This is a genomic window from Erwinia psidii (genome assembly GCF_003846135.1).
Taxonomy (GTDB): domain Bacteria; phylum Pseudomonadota; class Gammaproteobacteria; order Enterobacterales; family Enterobacteriaceae; genus Erwinia; species Erwinia psidii.
The window spans coordinates 396,160-415,476 of record NZ_RHHM01000001.1; the positions used below are offsets into that span (position 1 = coordinate 396,160).

Annotated in this window: 14 protein-coding genes; 5 read left to right on the forward strand and 9 right to left on the reverse strand. The window is 50.3% G+C overall.

Features of this window, described 5'->3' with window-relative positions:
* The first annotated feature begins 58 nt into the window (after nucleotides 1-58).
* Nucleotides 59-2,059 carry a transketolase gene (gene tkt / locus EB241_RS01745; RefSeq protein ID WP_124231495.1) on the forward strand — a complete coding sequence of 667 codons (2,001 nt, stop codon included), beginning with the start codon at nucleotides 59-61 and terminating at the stop codon, nucleotides 2,057-2,059.
* 234 nt (nucleotides 2,060-2,293) lie between these two features.
* Here the strand turns inward: tkt and EB241_RS01750 are convergent, their stop codons facing one another.
* From EB241_RS01750 to EB241_RS01770, 5 genes are all read right to left on the reverse strand, one after another.
* Nucleotides 2,294-3,382 carry a DUF1176 domain-containing protein gene (locus EB241_RS01750; RefSeq protein ID WP_124231496.1) on the reverse strand — a complete coding sequence of 363 codons (1,089 nt, stop codon included), beginning with the start codon at nucleotides 3,380-3,382 and terminating at the stop codon, nucleotides 2,294-2,296.
* Nucleotides 3,383-3,566: 184 nt separating this feature from the next.
* A complete protein-coding gene (locus EB241_RS01755) occupies nucleotides 3,567-3,803 on the reverse strand; it encodes a hypothetical protein (RefSeq protein WP_124231497.1) in 237 nt (78 codons plus the stop codon).
* Between the two features lie 699 nt (nucleotides 3,804-4,502).
* The gene (gene nudK, locus EB241_RS01760) at nucleotides 4,503-5,084 is read right to left on the reverse strand and encodes a GDP-mannose pyrophosphatase NudK (protein WP_124231498.1); all 582 of its coding nucleotides are present in this window, start codon (nucleotides 5,082-5,084) and stop codon (nucleotides 4,503-4,505) included.
* Nucleotides 5,085-5,286: 202 nt separating this feature from the next.
* Complete coding sequence (ansP, locus tag EB241_RS01765; RefSeq protein WP_124231499.1) at nucleotides 5,287-6,756, reverse strand: L-asparagine permease; 1,470 nt, start codon at nucleotides 6,754-6,756, stop codon at nucleotides 5,287-5,289.
* 303 nt (nucleotides 6,757-7,059) lie between these two features.
* Nucleotides 7,060-7,335, reverse strand: a complete 276-nt coding sequence (locus EB241_RS01770; RefSeq protein WP_124231500.1) for a YdgH/BhsA/McbA-like domain containing protein — start codon at nucleotides 7,333-7,335, stop codon at nucleotides 7,060-7,062.
* 504 nt (nucleotides 7,336-7,839) lie between these two features.
* Between EB241_RS01770 and acrD the strand changes: the two genes are divergently transcribed.
* Entirely contained in the window at nucleotides 7,840-10,956 is a 3,117-nt protein-coding gene (gene acrD / locus EB241_RS01775) for a multidrug efflux RND transporter permease AcrD (RefSeq protein ID WP_124231501.1), read from the forward strand.
* A 409-nt stretch (nucleotides 10,957-11,365) separates the two neighbouring features.
* Here acrD and EB241_RS01780 read toward each other — a convergent pair whose 3' ends face one another.
* Nucleotides 11,366-11,509: a hypothetical protein gene (locus tag EB241_RS01780; protein ID WP_233592511.1), complete on the reverse strand. Its 144-nt coding sequence runs from the start codon at nucleotides 11,507-11,509 to the stop codon at nucleotides 11,366-11,368.
* 978 nt (nucleotides 11,510-12,487) lie between these two features.
* Nucleotides 12,488-12,817 carry a hypothetical protein gene (locus tag EB241_RS01785; RefSeq protein ID WP_124231502.1) on the reverse strand — a complete coding sequence of 110 codons (330 nt, stop codon included), beginning with the start codon at nucleotides 12,815-12,817 and terminating at the stop codon, nucleotides 12,488-12,490.
* 1,486 nt (nucleotides 12,818-14,303) lie between these two features.
* On the opposite strand from EB241_RS01785, the gene EB241_RS01790 reads away from it, so the two are divergent.
* From EB241_RS01790 to EB241_RS01800, 3 genes are read left to right on the forward strand one after another with little or no spacing between them, the layout of a single operon-like run.
* On the forward strand, nucleotides 14,304-14,687 hold the full coding sequence (locus EB241_RS01790) for an ArsC family reductase (protein WP_124231503.1): 384 nt from the start codon (nucleotides 14,304-14,306) through the stop codon (nucleotides 14,685-14,687).
* A 2-nt stretch (nucleotides 14,688-14,689) separates the two neighbouring features.
* A complete protein-coding gene (gene dapE, locus EB241_RS01795) occupies nucleotides 14,690-15,817 on the forward strand; it encodes a succinyl-diaminopimelate desuccinylase (protein WP_124231504.1) in 1,128 nt (375 codons plus the stop codon).
* 8 nt (nucleotides 15,818-15,825) lie between these two features.
* Entirely contained in the window at nucleotides 15,826-16,011 is a 186-nt protein-coding gene (locus EB241_RS01800) for a YpfN family protein (RefSeq protein WP_124231505.1), read from the forward strand.
* 245 nt (nucleotides 16,012-16,256) lie between these two features.
* On the opposite strand, the gene EB241_RS01805 is transcribed toward EB241_RS01800, so the two are convergent.
* The gene (locus EB241_RS01805) at nucleotides 16,257-18,269 is read right to left on the reverse strand and encodes a tRNA(Met) cytidine acetyltransferase TmcA (RefSeq protein WP_124231506.1); all 2,013 of its coding nucleotides are present in this window, start codon (nucleotides 18,267-18,269) and stop codon (nucleotides 16,257-16,259) included.
* The gene (gene ypfJ, locus EB241_RS01810; protein ID WP_124231507.1) at nucleotides 18,269-19,135 is read right to left on the reverse strand and encodes a KPN_02809 family neutral zinc metallopeptidase; all 867 of its coding nucleotides are present in this window, start codon (nucleotides 19,133-19,135) and stop codon (nucleotides 18,269-18,271) included. The genes EB241_RS01805 and ypfJ overlap by 1 nt, the downstream gene beginning before the upstream one ends.
* Between the last annotated feature and the right edge of the window lie 182 nt (nucleotides 19,136-19,317).

Here is a 19,317-nt window from a genome sequence, read left to right on the forward strand (position 1 = left end):
CCCCCTTTCCAATGAGCAGGTTCATCCTGCTCCCGGCCCCACCACCAGGGAGAAAAACATGTCTTCACGTAGAGAACTGGCTAATGCAATCCGGGCACTGAGTATGGATGCCGTGCAAAAAGCGAATTCCGGTCATCCCGGTGCACCAATGGGCATGGCAGATATTGCAGAGGTACTGTGGCGCGATTTTATGCACCATAACCCGGCTAATCCGGCATGGGCTGACCGTGACCGTTTTGTGCTTTCCAACGGCCACGGCTCAATGTTGCTTTACAGCCTGCTCCATCTGACAGGCTATGACCTGCCCATGTCCGAGCTGGAAAACTTCCGCCAGTTACATTCCAGGACGCCGGGTCACCCGGAATATGGTTATACCGCCGGCGTGGAAACGACCACCGGTCCATTGGGGCAGGGTCTGGCAAATGCCGTCGGTATGGCAATTGCTGAACGTACCTTAGCGGCACAGTTTAACCGTTCAGGACATGAGATTGTCGATCATCATACCTGGGTATTTATGGGTGATGGCTGCCTGATGGAAGGAATATCTCATGAAGTCTGCTCGCTCGCCGGAACGCTGGGCCTTGGGAAACTGATTGGTTTCTACGATCATAACGGGATCTCGATTGATGGTGAAGTTGAAGGCTGGTTCACCGACGATACCGCCAGACGCTTTGAGGCGTATCACTGGCATGTGATCCGCGACATCGACGGCCACAACCCGGATGCGATAAGCAAAGCCATTAAAGAAGCACAAAGTGTGACCGACAAGCCTTCCCTGCTAATCTGTAAAACAACGATTGGTTTCGGGTCGCCAAACAAAGCGGGCAAAGAAGAAGCACACGGCGCGGCGCTGGGGGCGGAAGAAGTTGCGCTGACCCGTAAACAGTTAGGCTGGAATTATCCGGCCTTTGAGATCCCAAAAGAGATTTACGCCCAGTGGGATGCAAAAGAAGCCGGCGCGAAATGCGAAAAATCGTGGAACGACAAATTTGCAGCCTACGCATCGGCATATCCTGAGCTGGCTAAAGAATTTCTCCGCCGGATGGAGGGCGGCATGCCGGAAGTCTGGCAACAGGAAACACAAAAATTTATCGCGAACCTGCAGGCTAACCCGCAAAAAATTGCCAGCCGCAAAGCCTCGCAGAACACGCTGGAGATACTGGGCAAAACCCTGCCAGAGTTATTGGGCGGTTCGGCCGATCTTGCCCCCAGCAACCTGACGCTGTGGTCCGGCTCAAAACCCATTAATGAAGATCAGGCCGGAAATTATATTCATTACGGTGTACGTGAATTTGGCATGACGGCGATTGGTAACGGTATTGCGCTGCATGGTGGATTTATTCCCTACACCGCAACCTTCCTGATGTTTGTGGAATATGCCCGCAACGCTGTGCGCATGGCTGCACTGATGAAAGCGCGTCAGATTCTGGTTTACACCCATGATTCAATTGGTCTGGGGGAAGATGGACCCACTCACCAGCCAGTTGAACAGCTTGCCAGCCTGCGCGTGACGCCCAATATGAGCGTTTGGCGTCCCTGTGATCAGGTGGAAACCGCCGTGGCATGGACCCAGGCGATTGAGCGTCACCACGGTCCAACCGCGTTGATTCTCTCGCGTCAGAACCTGGCTCAGCCAGCGCGTGACAATCAACAGTTACAGAACATCGCTCGTGGCGGCTATGTGCTGAAAGATTCGCAGGGGACGCCAGATGTGATACTGATTGCTACCGGCTCAGAAATGGAGATCACGCTACTGGCGGCAGAAAAACTCAGCGTCAGTGGGCACAAGGTGCGGGTGGTTTCCATGCCGTCAACCGACCTGTTTGATAAGCAAGAGGTTGCCTATCGCGAATCCGTGTTGCCCTCAACGGTTACTGCCCGTGTGGCCGTCGAAGCGGGCATTGCTGATTACTGGTTTAAGTATGTCGGGCTGAACGGCGCTATCGTCGGTATGACCGGCTTCGGCGAATCTGCTCCGGCGGACAAGCTGTTTACCGAGTTTGGTTTTACGGTGGAAAATATCGTCAGCCATGCTGAAGCGCTGCTGAGGCCACGCTGATTAACAGGGTTTAAAACCTGTTGCACCTGAGAGTGGTTAGCCCACTTTCAGGTGTTTTTTTATGTGGCCGACATGCCGTGCCGCTGGCATCAGCAATAAACTTAACCTGATGATATCATTTCCCTTTCTGAAAGCGTCTGGCACATCCATCAGAAGAGGACTCATCAATAATTCTGCCGCTGACTGTCTGGATGCTTCAGGCTGAAAGAAAACAGCCGCCATTACGTATTAATTTCAGGGAGTTATCTCCACGTCTCCCACTAAAGCCTGAGGCTGAGTGGTACTGGTCCACAATGTCGGCCAGTCATCGCTACCGTGCCACGCATCACAGGTCTGCTCCTGAGCATACTCTACCAGCACAAACTCACCAGCGGTAAACTGCCAGCGAGAGGCAATGCCACAATCTCCCAGCCCTCTGCTTTTACTGAACGTCACCAGTTGGCTGCTCTCAGGATCAAAATGAGCATTAATTAACTCCATCTGTTTGAAACTCTTGCCGGCAGGCATAAACGGCAACGTCAGGCTGATTCGTCTGACCAGATAGGGTTCCGTGCGGGTCACTTCATACGCCAGATCGATAACGTTATAAGCCCCCATCTCACAGCTCACCAGCAACAACGCTTTTTTATCATTCAGGGGCGAAACGCTCACTTCACGCCGTTGTGGATCGAGCGAACATTCAGCGGTATTCACTCGCCAGGTACCGAAATCAATTAGTCCGTTACTTTCCACGCGGGTCAGTGGCAGCGGCGGATGCACCGGCGGAACAATCACTGGCGTCAACGGTTCAGGCGGTACGTCACCGGCTGCCCGATTACCGCGCCGCACCCATGCGCTCATGCCATTCAGGCGGCCCTGCACTTCATCCATCAGCAGCAATGCCGCTTTCAGCCCATGCAGGGAAATCGTCGCTGTCGGGCTATACAACAGCTGAATATTATCCGCCTCCATGGTCTGAGCAAGAAATTCGTCAATTGAAATAGCGTGCGTTGTGGCCAGATGATGAGGCTGCACTTCCCAGTGTTTAAGATCGGGTTTCAGGCGACGTCCGTCGAGCAACAGGTTATCTTTCAGTGCCAAACCGCCCAGTTCACTGGTATAGGCGTTACCATAATCAATGCGCAGCAGAGGACGATCATCACTGCCTGCATGACGACCGATCGTCATTACCAGGCCATTATCTCCGGGAAAATTACGGGCCACACAATAGTTAAGGTTATTACAGGTGATTTGCCAGTCAGAAAACACCTTTTGCAATGGCTGAGCCTGTAACGAAGTGGCAAATAACAATAACGTCAGAAAGTAACTTATCCAGTAACGCATTGATAACCTGGTTCCCTGAGTGATATGGAGGAATAAATATAGCGTAGCAGGCAAATATCAGCAGAACGTTATCATCAAAATCAGCACAACCGCACATTAATATATTAAATGTCGACTCAAACTGCAGTGTAATTGTGTGATTATGGATTTTTCGCATCATCTCAGGCGCGGGAAATACATACAATCAGATTAATCGCACAAACCTGGCGACGGTCAAACCATCAGACACCACGGCGTTGGTTATAAAAATTGGCGATATTTTTTTCAGCCCGCCATTAATTCTGACAAATAAACCGCTGCGTCGCCGCCTTGCTAAGGTGACAATGATCACTAAATAAACTAAAAGAAAAAACGTCATATTATTAACAGGATGGCTGTCATCCAACGGGACAAACCCCATTAAAATACCATTGACAGCCATTCACATCACACTCAGATTGAGACTGGTGTTTAACGCGTAAATCGTCATGCCGTCACTAAACGGCAGTGGAGAATTATCAGTCAATTAATTGGCAATACCAGGGCGGCTGACAAACAGGTTAAATTCAACAGGGACAAAACAGTCTGATTAGCAAAAAACTTTTTTTTTAAATGAGGGCTGATAAAAGCGTCAACATTATCAGAATTTTCTCAAAAAAAAATAAGCCGTCATACCCCGGCAGCATCAGCCGCATCCATTTTGTCATTTTTTTATCCAGCCACAATCACGGTTTACGCATGTGCGATAAAATAATGCCGTTACAGATATGACCGCGCTGATAAAAATGCCTCAGATAGTGTTCACTATTGCTACCGATGGATTTGCAAAAATCATCTCCTCCCTGTGACGATGGCAGTTTGCCACTGCTATAGAAGACAAGCAGCCGCGAGAATCATGCTGTTTTGCGACAGACGGAGGCCGGGGCGGCGTTGAAGCAATAGCAGGGCTAAACAGGGGGAGCAACGCCTGATGATGTCAGCAGTTTCACAACACCTGCCTGGCAGGGAGCAACAAAATCAGGTGCAATTCAGTCAAATCGCGTCGTTCGCCTGGTCTGTGAAATGGTCTGACGACACTGCGTAATACGTCAGCCAACACAGACTGAACGGAAACCGTCGCCTGGCATGACTATCCGCTCACTCAAACCAGCGTCAGCCAGCCCTCAATCAACGCATGCTGTAACAGCATTACCGTTTTACCATCTTTAATTCGTCCGTCCCTGACCATCGACCATGCCTGAGGGAAAGTGATTTCCAACACGTCGATATCTTCATCATCAACGCCCCCGCCGGCGTTTGCCCGTAAAGCTTCATTATATTCCGCGGCGAAAAAATGAACGATTTCCGTAACCCCACCGGGTGACATATACATCTCATAAATCTTTTGCACTTCCCCAACCTGATAACCGGTTTCTTCTATCGCTTCTTTACGGATGCAGTCCTCCGGTGAATTATCATCCAGAAGCCCGGCACAGGCTTCAATCAGCATGCCGTTGTCATTGCCGTTTAGCCAGGTTGCGATACGAAACTGGCGGGTAAGGATTACGCTGTTTTTTTCACGGTTATACAAAAGAATAGTGGCGCCGTTACCACGGTCATAGACTTCACGCTTATGACGGATGGTGGAGCCATCATGGGTAGTGAGATCGTAAGTGAAGTTACGCAGGACGAACCAGTTTTCTGACAAAATTTTGTTTTTGATCACGTCGATTTTGGCTGACATACAGACTCCGTAACATTTTCAGCAGTCTGTTATCATAAAGTGCCGCCAGACGGAAAACTACCCTGTGCTGACTTCTGCACCTGATGACTGGCAGGGGTTACTAACCCGCGGACAAAAAATCCGCGCCAGTTGGCGCGGATCGTTGCTAAAAACGGGCAGCTGTTGCCACACTGTCAATGCCATAAGTTTGACGCTGACAGGGTTACTTTTTCTGTTCTTCTTTCAGATGTTCATGTTCTGTCTGCGCCACCTGGTGAACACGCTTACGCACACCAAACCAGCCAAGAACCAGAATGACCGCAATCAATGGAACAGAGGCAATGGTGTAAGTACCGTTTGGATAGTCCAGTGCCATCAACACCAGCACACTGGCAAGGAACAGCAACGTCAGCCACGATGTAAAGGGGGCCCATGGTAATTTGAAGCTGACATCTTCGGCGCGACCTTCTTTAATCGCTTTACGCAGACGCATCTGGCAGACCACGATAAACCCCCATGAAGAGATAATACCCAGCGACGCGACGTTAAGGACAATTTCAAATACCCGCGATGGCACAATATAGTTCAGCCAGACACCGATAACATAAACACCAACGGTGACAAGGATGCCCATGTAAGGCACCTGCTGACCACTCATTTTTGACATAAACTGCGGTGCAGAACCACCCATTGACATCGAGCGAAGGATGCGCCCGGTTGAATACAGACCAGAGTTGAGACTGGAGAGCGCCGCACTTAGCACCACGATATTCATGATGCTCCCGACATAAGGGACGCCCAGCTTACTGAAGAAGGTAACGAACGGGCTCTGACCAGCCTGATAGGCATTCCAGGGAAGTAACAATACCAACAGCACGACCGATCCCACGTAGAACAGACCGATGCGCCAGATAACGCTGTTGATGGCTTTCGGTAGCATGGTTTTAGGATCTTTGCATTCTCCCGCCGCAGTGCCCACCAGCTCAATGGAAGCAAAAGCAAATACCACACCCTGAACCAGCACCAGTGCTGCAAGCAGCCCATGAGGAAAGAAACCACCGTTATCAGAGATCAGATGAAAGCCGGTGCTGTTACCATCCAGTGGCTTACCACTGCCAAGAAACACCACGCCAACGATAAGGAAAACAACGATAGCCAACACTTTAATCAGCGCGAACCAGAACTCCATTTCAGCGAACCACTTCACGCCGATCATGTTCATGGTGCCCACAATGGCCAGTGCGCCAAGCGCGAATACCCACTGTGGCACGTCGCCAAACGCCCCCCAGTAATGCATATAGAGCGCCACGGCAGTAATGTCGACAATACCTGTCATCGCCCAGTTAACAAAATACATCCAACCCGCAACATAAGAGGCTTTTTCACCAAGAAATTCTCGGGCATAAGAGACAAAACTGCCACTGGAAGGACGGTGTAACACCAGTTCGCCCAACGCACGCAATATAAAAAAAGAGAAGAGACCGCAAACCAGGTAAACAATAGCCAATGCCGGACCAGCAATCTGTAAACGGGCACCCGCACCAAGAAACAGCCCCGTACCAATGGCTCCACCGATCGCAATCATCTGAACATGACGATTATCCATCGCTTTTTTATAACCGGAATCATGAGAATTTAACCAACGTCTTCTTGCGGCGCGCTTGTCTGCAACCACCTTTTTATCAGCTTTCATTTTCTATCCTATTGTCATGTCCACAGTAATACCGCCGCCCATCCCGGGTGTTCTTATTCATACATGCTAACTAAACGATTGCGTCACCGCACAAACGTCTGGCCAACTCACTGCTTTCTGTTGTTATCTTCCTGAAGGAAACAGCTAAATTGTGGCGATGCATCCTAACCGTTCTGTCTGGCTGACGCAAAAATTCCATAACAGAAATCGTGACGTTTTGTATATTTTTACCGAATAGCACAAAAAAATGGCCGCACAGGGCGGCCAGAAAGCAGGGAAGAGAAAACGGCAGGCAGGCTGGACTTAACGGTACATCTTCGCGGTGCCAGTCCACAGGCTGGAGTCGCCGGGGTTATCAACACCAATGATACGGTAATATGATGCGCCTGCATCCTGCGCTTTTTCTCTTAGCCGGTGGGTGGCATCATCAAGGGAGCCACGGACGCCTGAAATGGAAACGGTGCCCATCTCCTGAAGATTCTGGCTCTGGCTTTGATCAACCGAAGTGGCTGACAGCGCGGAAAAAGAGGTTGCAGCTGCCATTACAACAGCAAAAAATACCGGGAGTTTAACGTTCATAACATCGTCCTGTGAGTTCTGCATGGGGGTGTTTCTGTTACGGAGATAATCATGAACCGGCCAGTGAAAATGAGCGTGCAGACTGGGTAAATGCATTAGAGCGTTGTTATGTATGTGAAATGAATCATCAGGAAGCGTCAGCGGTGATTTATTTTTATTTCAAATGTAAACACGTAGCAAAAACAGGCTGTATTACTGTTAACTAACAGGAAGATACCGGAAATTCTGGCGTTCATAAATGACGTTTCAGGTTTTACTTCCCTGCGGACTGTCATGCAAGCTGCATAGCAAAGCAGTACCTCTCCTGAACCGGGTGAATCAGTACAGTAATTTACATTTTCTTCTCAATTTCTCCACGATTAATCTGATGACGGCAGGTAGAGTGTATGAATGTCAGAGCATATTGAATAAATTGAAAAATTTGCTCCGGCGATACGCTCAAAATACTCAGCCGGGAAACGGCACGCATTCATACCCCGATAAATAGTCTGGAGTTAACATTCAATGGCGAATTTTTTTATCGATCGCCCGATCTTTGCATGGGTAATAGCAATCCTACTCTGCCTGACAGGTGTTCTGGCTATTTTTTCGCTTCCCATTGAACAGTATCCCGACCTCGCCCCTCCCAATGTTCGTATCACCGCTAACTATCCTGGCGCCTCTGCGGAAACGCTGGAAAACACCGTAACCCAGGTTATTGAGCAGAACATGACCGGCATCGACAACCTGATGTACATGTCCTCGCAGAGCAGCAATACCGGGCAGGCAACCATCACCCTGACTTTTCTTGCCGGTACCAATCCTGACGAAGCCCGCCAGCAGGTGCAAAACCAGTTGCAAACCGCGTTGCGTAAACTGCCGCAGGATGTGCAGTCACAGGGCGTTACCGTGACCAAAACCGGTGACACCAACATTTTGATGGTGGCATTTGTCTCCACTGACGGCAGTATGGATAAGCAGGATATTGCGGACTATGTTGCCAGTAACGTGCAGGACCCACTCAGCCGTATTGATGGGGTCGGCCAGGTAGACGCCTATGGCTCACAGTACGCCATGCGTATCTGGCTCGATCCAAATAAAATGATTAACTACGCGATGACCACCAGCGATGTGGTCAGTGCTATTGAATCGCAGAACAGCCAGGTCGCCGTTGGCCAGCTGGGCGGTCTGCCTTCCGTTGACAGGCAGGCGCTGAATGCCACCATCAATTCCCAGTCACTACTCACCACGCCTGAACAGTTCCGTAATATTACCTTGCGGGTTAATCAGGACGGATCGGAAGTCCGCCTGAGCGATGTCGCTGACGTCGCTCTTGGCGCCGAGAAATATGACTTCCTGAGTCAGTACAATGGCCAGGCTGCCTCCGGTTTGGGCGTTAAACTTGCCTCTGGCGCAAACGAGTTAAAAACTGACAAACTGGTAAGAGCCCGTATCGAAGAACTGTCTCACTACTTTCCCCATGGGTTGAAAGCGGAGATTGCCTACGAAACCACCCCGTTCGTCACTGCTTCAATTGAAGATGTGGTAAAAACCCTTATTGAAGCCGTGCTCCTGGTTTTTGTGGTGATGTATCTGTTTTTGCAAAATTTCCGCGCGACGCTGATCCCAACCATTGCCGTTCCGGTGGTGCTACTGGGCACCTTTGCCACGTTATCCGTCTGCGGTTTCAGCATCAATACCCTGACCATGTTTGCCATGGTTCTGGCTATCGGCCTGTTGGTGGATGACGCTATTGTGGTGGTGGAAAACGTCGAAAGGATCATGAGTGAAGAGGGGCTGTCACCAAGAGAAGCCACAAGAAAATCAATGGGGCAAATCCAGGGAGCACTGGTCGGTATTGCACTGGTACTGTCGGCGGTTTTTATCCCGATGGCATTCTTTGGCGGCACGACAGGCGCAATTTATCGCCAGTTTTCCATCACCATTGTTTCCGCAATGGTTCTTTCAGTGCTTGTGGCAATGATCCTGACACCGGCGCTGTGCGCCACCCTGCTCAGGCCGATCCCCCTGGGACATCATCATGGTCGCCGGGGTTTCTTTGGCTGGTTTAATCGCACGTTCAATACTAATGCGTTGCGCTATGAGCGAGGTGTCAGCAGGATCCTTGCCAAAGCCGGGCGATGGCTTTTCCTGTATACGTTTATCATCGGCGGTATGGCATTCCTGTTTCTGCACCTGCCCACCTCTTTCCTGCCGTTGGAAGACCGCGGTGTTTTCACCACCCAGATTCAGTTACCTCCGGGATCAACGTTGCAGCAAACCGCTAAGGTGGTGAACAAAGTGGAACAGTATTATCTGACACATGAGAAAAATAACGTACTGTCGGTCTTTTCCACCATTGGTTCAGGGCCTGGTGGTAATGGTCAGAACGTGGCGAGAATGTTTGTACGTCTGAAAGACTGGGGAGACCGGTCTGGCGCTGAAAACACCTCCTTTGCGATTATCGAACGCGCTACCAAAGCCTTTCATAAAATTCGTGAAGGACGGGTGATTGCCAGCAGCCCACCGGCGATTACCGGCATGGGTAACTCAGCAGGATTTGATATGGAGTTGCAGGACCATGCCGGATTAGGTCACAACGCGCTGATGCAGGCTCGTGATCAACTGTTGGCGATGGTGGAAAATGACCGCTCACTGACACGAGTCCGTCATAATGGACTTGATGACACGCCACAGTTACGCATTGATGTGGATCAGCGTAAAGCGCAGGCGCTGGGGGTATCAATTGATGACATCAACAGCACGTTGCAAACTGGCTGGGGTTCCACTTATGTCAATGATTTTCTTGACCGGGGCCGGGTAAAAAAAGTGTATGTGCAGGCGGCGGCGCAGTACCGTATGCTACCGGATGACATCAGTAAATGGTTTGTTCGCAACAGTAACGGTGGCATGGTACCGTTCTCCGCCTTTGCCACCACCCGTTGGGAAACCGGTTCACCACGTCTTGAGCGCTACAATGGCTATTCAGCGGTAGAGATCGTCGGAGAATCCGCTACGGGTATCAGTTCCGGTACCGCAATGGATATTATGGAAAAACTGGTTAGTCGGCTCCCCGGGGGCTTCGGCCTGCAATGGACTGGCGCATCATATCAGGAACGCCTGAGCGGCTCGCAAGCTCCGGCACTCTATGCCATCTCGCTTCTGGTGGTATTTCTCTGCCTCGCCGCACTCTATGAAAGCTGGTCGATTCCTTTCTCAGTCATGCTGGTAGTGCCGCTGGGCGTGTCAGGAGCGCTGCTGGCAACCTGGGCCAGAGGGCTGGAGAATGATGTCTATTTCCAGGTCGGATTGCTGACGGTGATTGGCCTTTCGGCCAAAAACGCCATTCTGATTGTCGAATTTGCCAATGAAATGAACAGCAAGGGCCGTGACCTGCTGGAAGCAACGCTGGAAGCCTCACGCCAGCGCCTTCGCCCCATCCTGATGACGTCACTGGCATTTATCTTTGGTGTACTGCCCATGGCGATCAGTAGTGGTGCGGGTTCAGGCAGTCAACATGCGGTAGGTACAGGCGTAATGGGCGGAATGATTTCAGCAACCGTGCTGGCCATATTCTTTGTTCCGCTGTTCTTTGTTCTGGTCCGGCAGCGTTTTCCGGTAAAACGTCAGACACACCACTGAAACAGTAAAGGCAGCCATTGGCTGCCTTATTAACAATTGCTTACCCAGGAAAAACTTACTTTTCAGCAAGATAAGCTCGCGCCAGCATGGCTTCGATAAACGCTTTCCAGGTCCCCAGTTCTACGTCAATCATCATAATCATCTCTCGTTATTGTCAGTTTGTTATGGAAATAATACTAACACAGAGTGAACATATTGTGCCCTCTTACTGCTATCGGCAGTACCAAACAAAACTGTAATTAACGGCGTATCAGAGTATGCGCATGTCATAATGAAGGAACGGGAGGCCATGACGTAAAAATGAAGGGTAACAAAAGGATGGAGGGAAATCGAACACCGATGGCCAAAGGAATGCGCTCTGCCGGGAGATGATTTGATAGAGCATCATGCTGGCAAAAGCGTTGAAATACTATTTCATGACAATAACCTTATCGTAACCACCGCTGTCATTGTCAATATGCGTCCTGGCATCAGGATAGTCAGCCATCACCGCCCCGACAATAGAGTTAAAATCCGCACAACGCGTCTTTTTCTTCCTGGAGATAACAATCATTTACTCGGTCTCTTCAACCGTATGGACGGCAGATGCTTTCAGATAATTCATTCTCTCCTTCCCTCATCGTTAAGCGCCGGTCATGTGTGCCAGCTGCTGTCAGTGTGAGCAGCACGAAGCAGATGCTGACCGTCATGTTCAGGTTGAGAGAAGTTCTGTGCGTTTCATCAGATAACACGGATCTGCCTGCATAATGTTGCGCACCCGCCTGAACGGCATATTCCGCCCGGACAGGTGAATATTTGAATACAGATGAAATCGACAAAAAGAAGGGAAAGGTTGCATCAGTTGAAAGAAAGGCACCCTGCTGCCTTCACAAAATACCTTCGTCATCCACTGCGGATATTTGCTTTGACACAGATTGCAATAATCGCTGCAGAAAAAACATACAAGAACAACCTGTTTCTGCAGCATTTCAATCATCTGGCTGATTAGCGGTTTTCAACCCGCATTACCGCACCTTTGGCATCCGCCACAACCACAGTGATTAATTTACCCGAAAGCGCATCATAGAGTGATTTTCCGGGCATCAACGGCGCATTCTGCGTTCCGGCAGTCTACGGACGGATATTAACCAGTCAGTTTTTTATGCCATAACTGTTGTATTTCATGACACGGACAATAAGCCCATTAATATAGGGGCTGTCATCCTTCCAGCTTTCAAACCCTTTTCCTGGCTGGCGGTATTCCGGCACCAGACCCGACCCATCCGAACGTTTAATACGCAAGCCACGTTAAGCTTTCGCACCATCAGCCCCCGCAACTTTATTGTCCGAATAAAGAGGCATTAAATTATAAACACCAGGTGCAGAGATAACAGGCATCTCTTGATCACTTAACCATGTTGTAAAGTGCAGATAATTTGACGAATAGGTTTTACTTCCCCCCCCCCCCCCCCCATGGTGTCGGTCAGCTCCCCGGCAGCGCCTTCTTTACATGCAGATCCAAGCTGGAGCTTTTCATCAACAATCGGGCAATTTAATAACACTTTGGAATGATAAAACCTAAATCAGGGCCGAATTCATGTGACCATATCCAGACTTTGTGCCCGACATTGTTAGAAATAATCCAGTTAACGGGGGTTACTGCCAGACCTTCCCATTTACATACTGGGGTTCGGGAGATATCAATAAAAAGATAATCATAATTGGCGGTATCCTTGCCCAGTGCAAATACAGCCGTGATCGCGGCTGCAATAATACCTTTTGTATCGCAGGTTGAAGGGCGGTCGCCAATATTTACATTTTCAAGAAAAGCACCTTCAAAATTTAACTTACCAAAAGAGGCTCGCTTCAGATAGTTACGCAATGAAGCATTATTCTCACCGTCTCCTAATACCGCTTAGCGAATTGCTGCAGGATCGTTCGGGGTAACACCATTGAAATGTGTTGCCATTAGCAATATTTTTTTCCGCTAACGGCACGAACGCGTGACGGAACACTAGGGCCATAGTTCCACCGTGTCTGTTTACTGTCACTGGCTGTTGACATACCAACGGTTTTTTCCCTGGTTGCATTGAGCGTCTGTTTGTGTCCTACATCATTATTATATTCAGTCTTAAATACAACACTTCCGTCACTCGTCTCAGTAACTGTCCACAATCTCATTGAAGTGTAATCATCTTCGCTACAGGTGCCTGAATTGACTGTTGTACCATTTGGCATCGTTCTCAGACATTTTTTACATCAGATTTATTGCGGAGGTAAAAATATTCCGAACCTGTCCTTTCCAGAGCCCAATTTTGTTTTTCATAATTATCGCAAGATGAAAAAGAAAGACTAATCCCGCTATTATCCAATAGTTAAGCAGCAAAGTTCACCCAGCCCCTTATTAGTTAAGGAAGAGAAGGACAGATTTTCAGCAGCATTAACAGGCAATAAATTAAAAAATGAATGATAACACAACAGACAGCATTTTACCTGACTCCATAATAAAAATCATTTTAATAGAATTAAAAAGCTTTAAATCGCCTTACGATAAAGTAAAATCACACACCCAATCAATAAAAAAACACTTAATTAACAGACTATCATTTGATTTATTTAATGAAATATTTTTACAATAAAATGTCATTACAAAAAAACTATTTTAAAAAAACATCACGATAAAAAAATGAAAAGAATTAAAAAAAACAGAATTGATATAAAAATTTAAATTTAAGTTTAAGTTTTCGATATAAAATAAAAACTGTCGAGACACCACGTATGATAATGCCGCCTGACAGACTAAAAGGAGGTAGATAATAATAATTTAACACAGCACATTAGCTCTGAGATATTCCTGTAAATCGCATGATAATGAATAATTCTCATGCTGATACGTTAATCATCCTATACGGATAGTTTTAATATTATTAGACTCATCCTCCCAGTGTTGTTCACACTTTTCCGCTGCAGATTTGATGGTTCCTCACCAGAGAATACACTTAAGGAACCGTGACATTTAAGTGCGGATCAGATTAATTTCAACCATGTGGATAAAATACCCGCCATATCATTTATAAAAGTAACGGACAGCTGAACAAGTAAGAAAAGAGGGCATAATGCTTTGCCGGAAAGATGGAGCAGCGGTCATTTTTACTTAAATACCGCAGAATTTCTGATGCCCACATCGCCTGAAAAACAGTTCGGGACTGTCCACAAAAGAAGCAGAACTGTCTGAATCAGGCAATTACCATAGCAACAACATAATCAGGTATTATATTATTTCTGACTGTTTGCAGTTATTTCTGTCGACTCACAACCTTTTCAGCCCACAGTCATTCTGAATCAACCCAAGGTACAGATACGATTTTATGAAAGAAAACAATAAATTGAATAATTTTGAAATATACGGCATCAAAAACTGCGACACCATCAAAAAAGCACGCAAATACCTGGACAGTCACGATGTGGCTTACCGGTTTCATGACTACCGTACCGATGGTCTGGATGCGTCTCTGCTGCAAGGCTTTATTGATCAACTGGGCTGGGAAGCCCTGCTTAATACCCGTGGTACCACCTGGCGCAAGCTGAATGAAGAGGTGCGCGGCAGAGTAAATAATGCGGCTACCGCCGCTGAACTGATGCTTGAGTACCCCGCAATCATCAAACGCCCTTTACTGTGCAGTAGCGACGGCTCTATGCTGGCAGGTTTTAATGAATCAACCTACCAGTCCTTTATTGCGGAGAAATCCTGATCATGTTCTGTCCGGTCATTGAACTGACGCAGCAGCTTATTCGTCGACCTTCCCTCAGCCCGGATGATGCCGGCTGCCAGGCTATTATTATTGACCGCCTGCAAGCGCTGGGTTTCACCGTGGAACCGGTCAATATTGGCGACACGCTCAACTTTTGGGCCTGGCGAGGCACCGGTGAGACACTGGCCTTTGCCGGTCATACCGACGTGGTGCCAGCCGGAAATAGCAGTCTCTGGATTAACCCACCGTTCGAACCCACCATCCGCGATGGCATGCTCTATGGCCGGGGTGCAGCCGATATGAAAGGCTCGCTGGCGGCAATGATCGTCGCCGCTGAACGCTTTGTGACCAGCCACCCCGATCATAAAGGACGTCTGGCGTTTCTGATCACCTCAGATGAGGAAGCCAGCGCCACCAATGGTACGGTAAAAGTGGTTGAGGCCCTGATGGCACGTAATGAACGGCTGGACTATTGTCTGGTGGGTGAACCTTCCAGCACGGAAGTCGTTGGTGACGTGGTGAAAAATGGTCGCCGTGGCTCGATGACCGCGAATCTCACGCTGCATGGCGTACAGGGGCATGTCGCCTACCCACACCTGGCCGATAATCCGGTGCACCGCGCCCTGCCCGCCCTCAATGAGCTGGTGGCAATACAATGGGATCGGGGAAATGCATTTTTCCCTCCGACCAGTATGCAAATTGCCAACATACAGGCTGGTACTGGCAGTAATAACGTTATCCCGGGTGAATGCTTTGTTCAGTTCAATTTCCGCTTCAGCACTGAGCTCACCGACGAGATGATCAAACAGCGTGTGCGGGAACTGCTGGATCGTCATCAGCTACGTTACACCCTGGACTGGCAGGTGTCCGGCCAGCCATTCCTGACCCCCAGCGGTAAACTGGTCGATGCGGTGGTTAACGCCGTTGAGCACTATAATGAAATCAAACCGCAGTTGCAGACTACCGGCGGGACCTCTGACGGGCGTTTTATTGCCCGTATGGGAACACAGGTAGTGGAACTGGGTCCGGTCAATGCAACCATTCACAAAATCAATGAGTGTGTGAAGGCGGCTGACCTGCAACTGTTGAGTCGCATGTACCAGCGGATTATGGAACAGCTGATAGCCTAGGGGACAATATGGAATGGTTAAAAGAGTACTGGTGGTTACTGGTGATCGTGCTGATGGTCGGCGTCCTGATGAACGTCTATAAAGATCTCAAGCGTATCGACCATAAAAAATATATGGACAACAAGCCGGACCTGCCACCCCATCGTGATTTCAACGATAAATGGGACGATGACGACTGGCCGAAGAAGAAATAAAGCGGTTATACAGGGGCTTAAAAGCCCCTGTTATCACACGGCCAGCCAGGTGCTGCGAACCGGTGAAACGTCATTTTTCCCGCGCCACAATCCCGTCAGCATGGCGGTGTTTGTCTGTCCGCACATCAATGCCAGGCCGTTGGTTATCCTTGTTGAAACGCTAAGCAGCCGCAGGCAAATCGGCGTAAAAGATCACATTGTTAACAGCATCTGCCAGCCTGATGGGAGAGTAATCAGGCTGGACACTATCCGTTTAATGCACGGATGAAATCCTGCCAGTATGCACTGCGGGTGGCATCCATCGTCTGTAAGGCGCGTTGCGTCTCCTGTCGCCATCTTGCCAGCAGTGCTTTCCGTCCAGGCAAGGCAAACTGCTGACACAGCTCGCTGACAGAGAGATTTTGCAGTAATGCCCCCTGCAACAATGGCAAATCCAGCGGCTGACCGACCAGCCGCCCCAACGCCGCGACACTCGCTTCAAAAGGCCGCTGTCCCCAGGCAAATCCGGCCAGTTCACGCCATTCGTCCTCGTCACTGTCAGGTTCTCTCGGTGCCGGCAAATCAAGACTGACGTCGACGCTCGTCGGTTGCAGCCAGGGCCAGTCTCTTGCCAGACGCTGTGAAGCACGGTTGACCAACGCATGTCCCTGCACACTCAGCGGCAGTATTGCCATTGCGGTATAACACCCGCTGCTGGCCTCGGCCTTACTGCCAAACCGCACCAGGCTGAATCCACAGGCCTGCCAGAACCGCCACAAAGAGGCCGTGTAACCAAAGCTGACGGAGAGAAAATCAACCCCCATCGCCCTGTTAACACTTTGACGCACCATTTCGCGCCCAATGCCGCCACGGCGTAATAAAGGAGCAATGGCTATCCGACAGATACGTCGTGAGCGCATTTGTGCCGCCTCCGGGAAACCGCTATGGGCAGCAAGAGACTGCGCCACCAGGTTTCCGGCGGGGCGGCGCAACCCTGCCCATACGGCCTGAGCCAGGGTTTCCTCCAGTCCCCCTTCATCCACCAGCCATAACGCTCCCTGCACAGTCTCGCCCTGTAACGCGGCGCTGAAATGCATACCAGGAGCATCCATCATCCGCCGCAGATCCAGCGGCGAGGTACGGTAATGCGCGCTGGCAAGCAGCTGATACATGCTTTCTGGCAGCGCCGGACGATGCAGCCAGTCGGCCTGACAAGGAAAACAGTAACGGATCCCGGCCTTCTGGCTGGCGGTTTCCGCTTCGCCAAACAGCAACGCCCTGTCAAGAAATCGCTCCAGTGGATCATCTGCAGACCAGCGCAATGGCTGTTCCAGCGTCAGTACGGTCGCTTCGGGGAGGCTGGCGCAAAACTTCAGCAAAAAGCCACGCCCGGTCCCCTCATACCCCTGAGAAGTGGTCGTCAGCAGAACACGGGGAGCAAGACGAACCAGTTGATGCAACAAAGGGGCGGGAATAGCGGCGGCCTCATCAATCATCAGCCAGTCAATATTTTTTGGCCGTTGCGCCGCAGAGATTGCCAGTAGTCTGTCTGGCGCGATAAATTCCGCATTGTCGCCCGCGAATTTCGCCAGCACGCCGGTGGATATTTTTGCCGGTGCGGTTATCAGGCTACGTCCGGGCCAGCGGGCAGCCAGTGATCCTGCCAGCGCCGATTTCCCCCGTCCGCGTGGCGCAATCAGCACAAAGATCCCCGGCCGGCTGGTGAGCAATGTCTCCAACAGCGCCTGCTGCTGTGAAACCGCGTCCGGCTGCCATTGCGGGGCGACCTCAGGGACAGGAAGACGCAGGGGATGATGCTGTAGAAGCAGTGCAGCCTGACGGTCCTGAAGGAGCAGTTGCTGCCAACGTCGTACAAAATTGGGCGTACTGATGGGAATGCTTACTTCACTCCAGCGCCGGGAATCCGCATCCGCTTGCGAAGGCCATTGCTGCCATTCAGGAACCAGCAGCAGTAGCCAGCTGCCCGCCTGTAATGTCCCCGCCAGTATCGCAAGGGCATCAGCATTGAATCCTTCCCGGGCGTCAAACACGGCGTGCAGGAACTCCCGTCCCAGTAACGTTCGTGCCGCCCTGAACGTACAGTGAACCTGGCCCTGCGGCATATCGCCAAGCCACATCCAGTCCCCTGGTAGTAAAGCCCGCCATCGCACGGTCTGCTCAAGGCACCACGCAGGATCGCCACTGACGATCAGAAGCTGCCGGAACCCCTGGCGTTGAAGCGTGGCCGTGTGAGTAATAAGGTGGGCAGAATCAAACATCAGCGGTGACTGAACGTATCACACTGGCCCGGATTACCGCTGTCGAACCCGCGTTTAAACCAGCTGTAGCGCTGCCGGGATGTACCGTGGGTGAAACTGTCCGGCACCACCCTGCCCTGGTTTCGCTGTTGCAGGCGATCGTCACCGATGGCTTGCGCCGCGTTCAGCGCCTGCTGTAAATCACCGGCCTCCAGTACGTTCTCCTGCTGCATATAGTAACCCCAGACACCCGCAAAGCAGTCCGCCTGTAATTCCATGTTCACCGACAGCTGATTAGCCTGCGTCTGGCTGACCCCACGCTGTAACTGACGTATTTTGGATTCAATGCCCAGCAGACGCTGCACGTGATGTCCCACTTCATGTGCAATCACGTAACCCTGAGCAAAATCGCCACCGGCCGCCAGTTTGTTTTTCATGTCGTCATAGAATGACAGATCGATATATACCGTGCTGTCTGCCGGACAATAAAACGGCCCCATCACCGACTGGCCGTTACCACAACCAGTAGGCGTTGCGCCACGGTACATCACCAGCCTTGGGGGAAGGTATGTTTTGCCCATTTTCTGGAAAATTTTCGACCAGGTGTCCTCGGTTGTTGCCAGAATCACTTTGGTGAATTTAACCGCCTCATCCTGACGGGGAACACTGACCTGTTGTGTCTGTGTGGAGTGGGAAAACGAGCGGCCATCACCGCCAAGGAGCGCCGTTAAATCATAGCCATAGTACCCCGCGATCATCACAATGATCAGCAGAATAATACCGCCCTTGCCCCGCGGAATACGCATACGGCCTTTGCCTGAAAAACCACCCGGCGCATTCCGACGATCGTCCACATTGTCGCTCTCGCGCCGTCCTTGCCAACGCATAAATGGCCCCTGGTTATAATGACGTTGCTGATTAAAGTCGCCATTCTAAATGGCGGCATGCGCCAGCGCCAGCCCGCAGGCCAGATGGGATGATTTGTCGGAGACTATGAGGTTAAACCACTCGGGTCATCAGACCAGCACCTCTCACACCACACACAGCGTGAGAGGAGCTGGCTGATATC